Source organism: Longimicrobium sp. (assembly GCF_036280135.1).
In the GTDB taxonomy this organism is placed as follows: Bacteria; Gemmatimonadota; Gemmatimonadetes; order Longimicrobiales; family Longimicrobiaceae; genus Longimicrobium.
This window is the reverse complement of the sequence record NZ_DASURI010000415.1, coordinates 1-9536: the sequence shown is the minus strand read 5'-3', so window position 1 is coordinate 9536 and position 9536 is coordinate 1. Positions and strand designations below refer to the sequence as shown.

4 protein-coding genes are annotated in these 9536 nt (G+C 71.1%); all 4 read right to left on the bottom strand.

Annotated features, from left to right (window positions below; all coding sequences use genetic code 11):
* Nucleotides 1–114: 114 nt before the first annotated feature.
* Nucleotides 115–5520, bottom strand: coding sequence for a DNA repair ATPase (locus VFZ20_RS13250; protein WP_329684368.1), 5406 nt, complete (start codon nt 5518–5520; stop codon nt 115–117).
* A gap of 377 nt (nt 5521–5897) precedes the next feature.
* Complete coding sequence (locus VFZ20_RS13245) at nt 5898–8207, bottom strand: flotillin family protein (RefSeq protein WP_414682939.1); 2310 nt, start codon at nt 8205–8207, stop codon at nt 5898–5900.
* Between the two features lie 2 nt (nt 8208–8209).
* Nucleotides 8210–8977, bottom strand: a complete 768-nt coding sequence (locus tag VFZ20_RS13240) for a hypothetical protein (RefSeq protein WP_329684366.1) — start codon at nt 8975–8977, stop codon at nt 8210–8212.
* Between the two features lie 414 nt (nt 8978–9391).
* Nucleotides 9392–9523: a hypothetical protein gene (locus VFZ20_RS32755; protein WP_349264093.1), complete on the bottom strand. Its 132-nt coding sequence runs from the start codon at nt 9521–9523 to the stop codon at nt 9392–9394.
* Between the last annotated feature and the right edge of the window lie 13 nt (nt 9524–9536).

Below are 9536 nucleotides of genomic sequence, written 5' to 3'. Positions count from 1 at the left end.
TCGCACACAAGATCCTTCGGTCGCGCCAAAGTCCTGCGCGCATTCACGTTACGTGCGGCGCTCCCTCAGGATGACGCTGGCGGGCTTCATTGCCTGGTCGGCCTACGCGGCGGATCAGTTCCGCGGGGGCCAGACGCGCAGGGGCTTGGTGACGCCGCCCAGCTTGGAAAGCTCCTGCAGCGGCTCGTCTTCCCGGCGCTCCGCCACGCTGGGCACCGCCTCCCCCGCGACGAAGCCGCCCGCATCCACCGCCGCGACGGCCACCGCCTCGGCAGGGACCACGATCGGCCCGGCGGACGCGGCGGCCTCGATCGCCCCGACGGCGACGCGCTCTCCGCCCGACGCCACGGGGACGGGCACGTGCACGATGGTCGGCTCGGCCTTCGCCGCCGCGATGGCGCGGAGCACGGCGTCCGCGGCGTCGGCCTGCTGGACGTGGCTGGCGCGCATGGCCTCGTGGCCGGCACGGATCGCCTCGATCAGCGGCGCCACGGCCGCGCGGATCACCTCCGGCAGTTCGTCGGGCAGCTGGACCACGGGGGCCGGCGCGAGCTCCGGCTCCGGCGCGGGGGCGGACGCCGCCGCGCCCAGCGCCTGCAGCCCGCCGGCGATGTCCGCCAGCTGCGCCACCACGCGCCCGCCGACGTCCGCGTCGCCGCCCATGGCCTTGTTGCGCAGGAAATCGCGCTTGATCTGCTCCCACCGCGCGGCCTCGTCCGCCGTGAGAACGCCGCGCAGCTCCTTGAGCTTGAGCAGGTTCTCCTCCGCGCCCGTCGTCAGCAGCTGGGCCTCGCCCAGGTAGTGGTCGCCGATGAGCTGCTGCAGCTCCGCGTCGTTCATCACCGGCGAGATCTTCTCCGCCAGCTTGTTCATGTTGCGGTAGCTGCCCTGCAGCTTGAAGCCGGGCTCCGTGCGGTAGCGGTCCGCCTGCGCCGCGCTGGCGATGTACTGCTGGTTCACGCGGTACACCACGTCGCGCACGGTGAGCATGCGCTGCAGCGTGCCCACGATCTCGTTGACCTCCGCCGCGCTGTACCCGTGCTTGAGGCCGTTGGTGGAGACGTCGCGCCCCCTGGCCCGGTCCACCAGCAGGTACAGGTCCGACAGGTCGCGCGTGGCCAGCGGCGCCAGCACGGGGTTGGACGTGAGGCTGTTCTCGATGTAGCTGAGCGTGAACACCTCCTCCATCCCGCCCAGCACGTCGCCCAGGTTGTAGACGTCCGCGCGGTTGGCCAGCATGTCGGGGATCTTGAAGACCTCGCCGGACTCCGTGTACGGGTTGCCGGCCATGACCACGCAGAACTTCTTGCCGCGCATGTCATAGGTCCGGGTCCGCCCCCGCCACACGCCCTCGATGCGCCGCGTGCCGTCGCACAGGGAGATGAACTTCTGCAGGAACTCGGGGTGCGTGTGCTGGATGTCGTCCACGTACAGCATCACGTTGTTCCCCATCTCCAGGGCCAGGTTGAGCTTTTCCAGCTCCTGGCGGCTGGTGGCGTCGGGCGCCTGCGCGGGGTCCAGCGAGCGCACCTCGTGGCCCAGCGCGGGGCCGTTGATCTTCATGAAGACCAGCCCCAGCCGGTGCGCCACGTACTCCATCAGCGTGGTCTTGCCGTACCCGGGAGGCGAGATCATCATCAGCAGGCCCATCAGGTCGCTGCGCTTGGCCTCGCCCACGGTGCCGATCTGCTTGGCGAGGTTGTCGCCGATGATGGGCAGGTACGTGTCGTTGATGAGCCGGTTGCGGACAAATGACGTCAGCGGCCGCGCGCGCAGCTCCGACAGGCGCAGGGCGTCCCGCTCGCGCGCGGCGATCTCCTGGCGGATGGCCTGGTACCGCCGGTAGCCGGGGAGAAAGCGGTCGCGGTGCTCCGCCAGGCGCCCCATCAGCTCGTCCACGGCCAGCGTCATCCGGCCCTGGCTGATGCGCGGATGCTCGCCCAGCAGCCCCTCCACGGTGGCGGAGAGCGCCGCCTCGTTGGGCCGGCGCGCCAGCGTGTCCCGCGTCAGCAGCAGCGCCGCCGCCTCGGGGACGAAGCGGGCGCGGGGCGCCAGCGCCGCGTCCGTGCACAGCGCCTGCAGCCAGTGGACCACGTGCGTGTAGCGCGCGGCGGGGCGGTCCTTCATCTGCTCCAGCGTGGCGACGAAGTCCGCGCGCAGCCCCGCGCCGTCCAGCCGCGCCACCAGCGCCTCCACCAGCTCCCGCGCCGCGCGCGAGACGACGAGGCCCTCATCCGCCCCCGCCAGCTCGTCGAACAGGTACGCCGCCGCGCCCGAGGCCACGCCCGCGCCGAACGGCAGCGCGCCCGCCTCCACGAATCCGCCGATCCGCCCCGCCATCTCCCCCCGCAGCGCCTCCGCCGCGGACCGCGCGCCGAACAGCGCCTGCATGGCCCTGGCGCCCGTCACGCGGGCGCGCCACTGCGCCACGTCCGCGCTCCCCTGCTCCGCCGCCCAGAAGAGCGCGGCCAGGGCGCGCGGCTCCGGCGCGTGCACCAGCGTGCCCGCCACGGCCAGCTGCGCCAGCGCCGCGCGGAGGATGAGCGTGGCGTCGTGGTCGTGGATGCCGCGCTGGTACCCCTCGCGGTAGCGCGCCGCGGCGAACGCGGCCACGGTGCGCGCCAGGGCGTCGCCGTCGCGCTCCTGCGCCCGCAGCGCGTCCATGGACAGCCCGTCCGCGCCCGCATCGGCGGCGGCGAGGACTTCACCCGCCAGGTACTCGCCGCGGTACAGCGCGGGCGACTCGGATTCCAGCGACACCTGCCAGTACTCGCGGAGCGCCGCCAGCTCGTCGCTGTGGATGGGCTCCATGAAGTCGGTGCCCGTCAGGTGCACCGCCAGCTCGTCCCCGCGCGGCAGGATGGTCAGGTCCAGCGGCTGCGTGCTCACGCTGAAGCGGTGGCGGCCCAGCTTGATGACCTCGCCGCCGCCCTCGAACAGGTCGCTGCGGTCGCGCAGGGCGCGGACGGCCGCGTCGCGCGCGCCCTTGATGCGCGCCTCCACGTCGTCGGCCTTGACGGGGTCCTTGAGCGCGCGCAGCCGATCCGCCAGCTCGCGCACCTTCACGATGAGCGCGTCGCCGGCAAAGAAGGCGTTCAGCTCGTCCTGCGTCGTGAACTTCTCCGTCCGCCGGCCCAGCCCTTCGAGGATTCGATTCGCGGCCTCGAGCACCGACTGCGCCTTGCGCTGGCGGTCGTCCAGCAGCGCCTGCTTGTGCGCCTCGAACGACTCCAGCAGCTCGTCGCGCTTGCCCAGGATGTCGCCCAGGAACTGCTCGTGCTCGCCGAACTGGCTCTCGATCTCCTCCAGCTGCACCATCAGCCGCGACAGCTGCTCGTCGGCCTTCTCGGGGTCCGTGGCCAGCGACAGCGCGCTGGACACGCTCTGCCCAAAGAGGGAGAACTGCGCGCCGAACTGCGCCACCATCTCCGCCGAGCCCAGCGTCTTGCGCCGCGTCTCGGCGCGGGCGCGGGCCTGGTTCAGCCGGGCGTAGATGCCGGAGATGGCCTCCACGACGCGCGTGCGCTGCACGGCATCGTCCACCTTGAGCGTGGCCATGAGCTCGGAGAGCATGTCCAGGTCTGCGGACATGCTCTCCAGCCCCGACACGGCCTCGGCGATGGCCCTGGCCGTCTCCGCCTTTTGCGCCTGCGCGTCCAGCTCGTCCAGCCGCTTGGACAGCGGCGCGAGGGCGGCGTCGCCGGCCAGGAACTCGCCCGTGGCGGCGCCGATGCGCTCATGCTGGGCCTGCAGCTCGGCGCCCATGGCGTCGAGGGCGGCCACGTCGATGTAACGCAGCTCGCGGATGGTGAGCAGCCGGCCGCGCTGGCGGGTGACGTCGTTCAGCGCGTCCACGTACTCCTGCACCTGCGTCCAGTTCTCCGGCAGCAGGCGCGACAGGAGGGCGGCGTGGTCCGCGCGGGCCTGCGCCATGGCGGCGTCGGACTGGCGGCGGATGCTCACCACCTTCTCGAACTCGTCCAGCACCGACTCGCCCGTGGCGGCGATCTCGCGCAGCAGGGCGGCCGCGCCGTGGGCGCCCTCGCCGTCCAGCCAGTGGTGCGCGTCGAACAGGCGGCGCGTGTTGCGCACGAGCAGCCCGTACCGCTGGGCGCTGACCTCGGGCGTCTCGATCTCGCGCGCCAGCTCGAACAGGCTGGAGATGCCGCGGACGAGCTCCGCGTTCCCCAGCCGGCCCATGAAGCTCGTTCCCGGCGGGCGGCTGGCGGCGAACTCGTCCGAGACGAACGGCGTCTGCCAGATCTGCATGGGATGCACGCGGGTGGGCGCGTCGCCCTCCGCGTTGAACAGCACCATCCGCCCGTCGCGCAGCACCGCGTGCCCGTGGCCAAAGAGCGGGCTGGCCAGCTTGCGCTGGATGAGGTTGTAGACGAACAGGGCCGAGCGGCCGCCCTCGTGCTCGTAGAAGAGGTACATCACGTCCTCTCCGTTGGGCGAGCGGATGGCGCGCTGGAACTGCATCCCGTCCATCCGCGCGTCGAACGCCTTGTTCTCCCCGTTCTGCAGGTAGTACCCGCCGGGAAAGAGGATGCCGTGGTCCTCCGGCAGCTGCACGCACGCCTGGACGATGGCGTCCACGCGCTGCACCTTGCCCGTGATGGTGTTGTAGACAAAGCCGCGCCATGCCGTCTCGCGGTACGGCAGCACCTTGAGCAGGATGAGCGAGCCCACGCGGGCGTAGTCGAAGGTCGCGTCGTCCAGCGACTGCGTCTTCTCCTCCACGGGCTCGGCGTAGATGCCCTCGCCGGATTCCGTGTTGTTCTCGACCTTGATGGTGAGGTCGCCGCCCGTGGTCTCCACGAACAGCGTGTCCAGCACGTTCAGGTGGGGAAAGCGGCCGTTGACCGTCTGCTCACGCCCCGCGCGCGTCCACTCGAAGTCGAACGGCGGGGGGAGCGCCAGGTCACGGTCACCGCGGGCGTCCATGTACGTGGCCTCGCCGCTGGGCGAGAGTGCCCAGCGAAACACGCGCACGTCCGTGCTGCGCTCGCCCACCTGGAACGCCGCGAGCAGCTTGCCGCCCGCCACATCCAGCTGCAGCAGGCGCGCGTTCTTGTAGTAGGCGTAGAGCTCGTCGAAGTCGCGGACGAACGCCGGGTCGCCCAGGAAGCTGCCGGCCAGGTCCACGCTCTCCACGTCGTAGCCCTCCGGCCCCTCCACGAGCCGGTAGAGGCTGAAGACGTCGGGGACGCGCGTGGTGGTCTTGAGGCCCAGGAAGACGTTGTAGCCAAACAGCAGCAGGCCACCGACGGGGACGATATCGCGGCCGATGCAGTTGTTCTCGGTGTGGATGCGCAGCCGGCCGGTGACCTCCAGCCGGCTGTCCCCGAACTCCGCCAGCCGCTGCTGGTTGAGCGCGCCGGCGATCTCGCGCAGGCGGGCGCCCTGCTCGCTCAGCCGGCGGCGCAGCACCTCGTACGCGCCGCCCTGCGCCACCGCCTGGTCCACGGACCCCTCGGCGAGGGGCTGCTCCTGCACGGCCGGGGACTGCTCGGTCATTCACGCATCCTGGATCGTGGATTGGAAAGCTGGGTGCGCTACGCGGCGCGCCCGGTACTGCGGACGGCGGAACTGCGGGGGACGGGCTACAGGTTACAGGGGACAGCCGGCAACGGCGGCAGATGCGTCATCCGTCCTCTACCGGACCGGCACGAAGGGAATCGGCGGACGGCTTGATTCCGCGCTGTGTGGCAGCCTCCGCGCGGGCGCCCCCTCCGCTCGCTTAGGCTCGCACCTCCCCCAAAACCCCTGGGGGAGGTTGCGCAGCGGCCTTCATCAGGAAGGTCGGGACAGCCGGCGACGCCACGTGGTCCGTCCAGGCCGACGCAGTTGCCGGCTGTCCCCTGTAACCCGTCCCTGAAACCCGTAGTCGGTCCTTACGCGACCGGATCCGCCGCGGCTGCGGGCGCCACCGCCGGCGCATCCACCTTCGGCGCCACCTGCTCGAACACCTCCGGCGTGATGGGCACCGTCGGCGCGCCGCCTGCGAGACGCGCGGCGCCGTTGCCCGTGCCCAGGAAGCGCGCCAGCAGGTCCTGCACGATGGGGCTCTTGCCCGCGAAGCCCTCGATGGACTTGCCCAGCGTGAGCGCCTTGCTCAGCGAGTCGAACATGCCGCCGTCGCCGCCCACCAGGTCGATGTTGGCGTTGCGCAGGGCCGACGCGATGACCTCCGCGTTCTCCTTGCTCACGTCGCGGCCCGCGTGGATGGCCGCCATGGCCTGCTCCAGGTGCCCCTGCAGCGTCATGCGGAACTCCTCGTGCTGGCGGGCACGGTCGCTCAGCGAGTCGATGGCCTCGAACTTCTTGGTCAGGCCCTCGGCCTCGGCCATGAGCTTCTTGGCCGTGACGTTGGCCTCGGCCACGCCCACGGACTCCACGGCCGTCGCCTTGGCCGTGCCCAGCTTGGCCTCGCCCGCGGCCTGCGCCGCCAGCCGCTCGGCCAGCACCTTGGCCTCGGCCAGGCCCACGGACTCGGCCGCCGTCGCCTTGGCCTGGCCCAGCTTGGCCTCGCCCTCGGCCTGCGCGGCCAGCTGGCGCGCCGTCACCGTGGCCTCGGCCACGCCCACGGACTCCGCCGCCGTCGCCTTGGCCTGCCCCAGCTTGGCCTCGCCGTCGGCCTGCGCGGCCAGGCGCTCGGCCAGCACCCGGGCCTCGGCGCTGCCCTGCTTGTAGACGGCCTCGGCCTTGGCCTCCAGCACCCGCGCCTCGGCGGCGCCCACCTTCTCGATGGCACCGGCCTCCGCCTCGCGGACGGCCGCCTCGGCCAGCCCCGGCGCGGCCAGCTCCACGCGGCTGGCCTCGGCCAGGATGCGCTTGGCGTCGGCCTCGCGCGAGGCGGCCTCCAGCTTTGCCTGCGCCATGGTGGCCAGCTCGGCCGCCTTGTGCTTGGCGGCGGCCTCGGACGCCTGCGCCATGGTGGCCAGCTCCACGGCCTTGTGCCTGGAGGCGGCCTCGGCGGCCTCGGCCTCCTTCACGGCGCGCACCATCTCCTCCTGCGCGGCGGCCTCGGCGGCCAGCACGCGCGCCTGCTTGTCACGCTCGGCCTCGGAGACCACGCGCACCTCCTTGATGCGCTCCTCCTCCACCGTGACTGTCTTGTCGATGGCAATGCGCTCGCGGGTGATGTTGGCCACGTCCTTCTTGCCGACCTCGACCACCTTGTCGCGCTCCACGCCCTGCAGCTGCACCTCGCGATCGGTCGTCACCTGCTCCAGCGCCTTGGCGCGCTGCACCCGCTCCACCTCGATGGCCACGGCGCGCTGGCGGTTCTGCTCGGCGACCTCCACCTCGCGCTGCACGTTCTGCTCGCGGATCTTGAGCTTTTCCTCCGTCTCCAGCCGCGCCGCCTCGGCGATCAGGCGCTGCTCCTCGCGCACGCGGGCCGCCTCGGCCTCCTCGCGCGAGCGGATGGTCTCGATCTCCCGCTTCTGGCGCGCCTCGGCCTCGGCCTGCTGCCGCTCCAGGGCCAGCGTGGCCTCGCGGGCCTCCACGTTCTTCTTGGTGATGGCGAGCTTCTCGTTCTGCTCCAGCTCGTTGGTCACCACGTTCTGGGTGGCCGTGCGCTCCGTGATCTTACGGATGCCCTCGGCGTCCAGGATGTTGTTGCTGTCCAGCAGGTGCTTGGGCGTCTGCTCCAGGTAGTCGATGGCCACGTCCTCCAGCACGTAGCCGTTGAGGTCGGCGCCGATGATCTTGACGATCTCGTCGCGGAACTCCTGGCGCTTCTCGAACAGCTCCGTGAACTCGAACTTCTTGCCCACCGTCTTGAGCGCCTCGGAGAACTTGGCGTTGAAGAGCTCGTCCACGGCGTTGCGGTCCGACGCGCGGTGGGCCCCGATGGCCTTGGCTACGCGCAGCACGTCGGCCTGCGTCTCGTTCACCCGCAGGTAGAAGGCGACGGTGATGTCGGCCCGCATGTTGTCCTTGCAGATGAGCCCCTCCTTGCCGCGCCGGTCCACCTGCAGCGTGATGAGGCTCACGCGCATGAGCTCGGCCTTGTACAGCACCGGGATCACCAGGCTGCCCGTGAAGCGCACCTTGGGCGTGGCGCTCAGGTCGTTCACGATGAGGGCGGTGCCCTGCTCCACCTTTACGTAAAAGGCGCGAAAGATGGCAAAGATGCCCAGCAGCATGCCGAGCAGGACGACGGCGCCGATCACGAACGGCATGACGAGAGGGGACATGCTCATCTCACAACCTCAGTGGGGGATGGGGGAACGGTCGCCGGGGCAAGGAACTGCTGCTCGGAGACCACGCGATACGCATGCTGCCCTTCGAGGTACTCGATGAGCACGATCCGATCGCCGCGCCGCAGCGCGTTGGGAGCGTCGAGACGAACCTGCAGGATGAGCCCGGCGCCGCCGTCGTCGACGGACGCCTGGCCGTAGTCGCCGGAAAGCGAGGGGGTGATGATGGTCCCCGTCCGGCCGATGAGCGACGGGGAAAGGCCCGCGTTGAGCTTTTCCAGCCGCCGGCCCACGGGGCGAAGGACCAGCGACGTGGCCAGCGTCGCGGGGACGACCATGGCCACCATCACCGCCACCGCCACGAGCGTCCGCAGCGCGTCGGGCACCTGGGGAAGCGCCAGCAGCTGCACGAAGTACGTGCCCAGCCAGCCCATCAGGCTGAACACCGTGGCAATCACCATCAGGGGGATGCCGCGCAGCCCCAGCCGGGCCAGCAGGGCCGCCGCGCCCGTGGCGTCCTCGCCGTGCCCGTGGCCATGGCCGTCCGCGTGTCCACCCACGTGGACGTGGTCGTGCCCGCCGATGTGGACGTGGTCGTGGCCGCCCACGTGGATGTGCCCGTGACCGTGACCGCCCGAGAGGACGTCCAGGGCGTCGCCGTCTGCCAGGCTGGTGGACGCGACCACCCAGTACAGGGCGCTCACGGCCAGCAGCATGCTGTAGACGACGGTGGGGAACGTGAGGGCCGTCTGGAGGAATTCGTTCACGGTGCGTTTCGATCCGCGTGTGCTGGGGGCGACACAGCGAGTCCGTCCGCCACGGGGGCGCCCGGCCTCGTCAAGTGTAACGGATGATTGGCGTTCCGGGTTTCGGACGGCGATGCCGGGCGCGTTCCTGCCGGCCCGTGTGGCGGAGCGAACTGCCTCGCGCGGCGAGGGAGGACCTTCGCGGTTCGGCCGGCGATGCCGGCCGCGTGCACGCCCCGTGATCCCGTGATCCCGTGCGCCGGGCGCCGGGCGCTGGGTGGACGGGGGCAAGTGCAACAAGGTGCTCAATCTAACGCCATCCGCCCGATTGCTCCAGTACTCTGCGGACAGAATTATCGGACCCGAACGCGCGAAGCCCGGCCGGGATGGCTCCCGGCCGGGCTTCCGCGTCCTGCCTGACGGGTCCCGCCGCGCTTACTGCACGGCGGAGATCATGTCGAACATGGGCATGTACATGGCGACCACCATGCCGCCGATCACCACGCCCATGATCACGATCATGATGGGCTCAAGGATGGAGGTCAGCGCGCTCACCGCCGCGTCCACCTCGTCGTCGTAG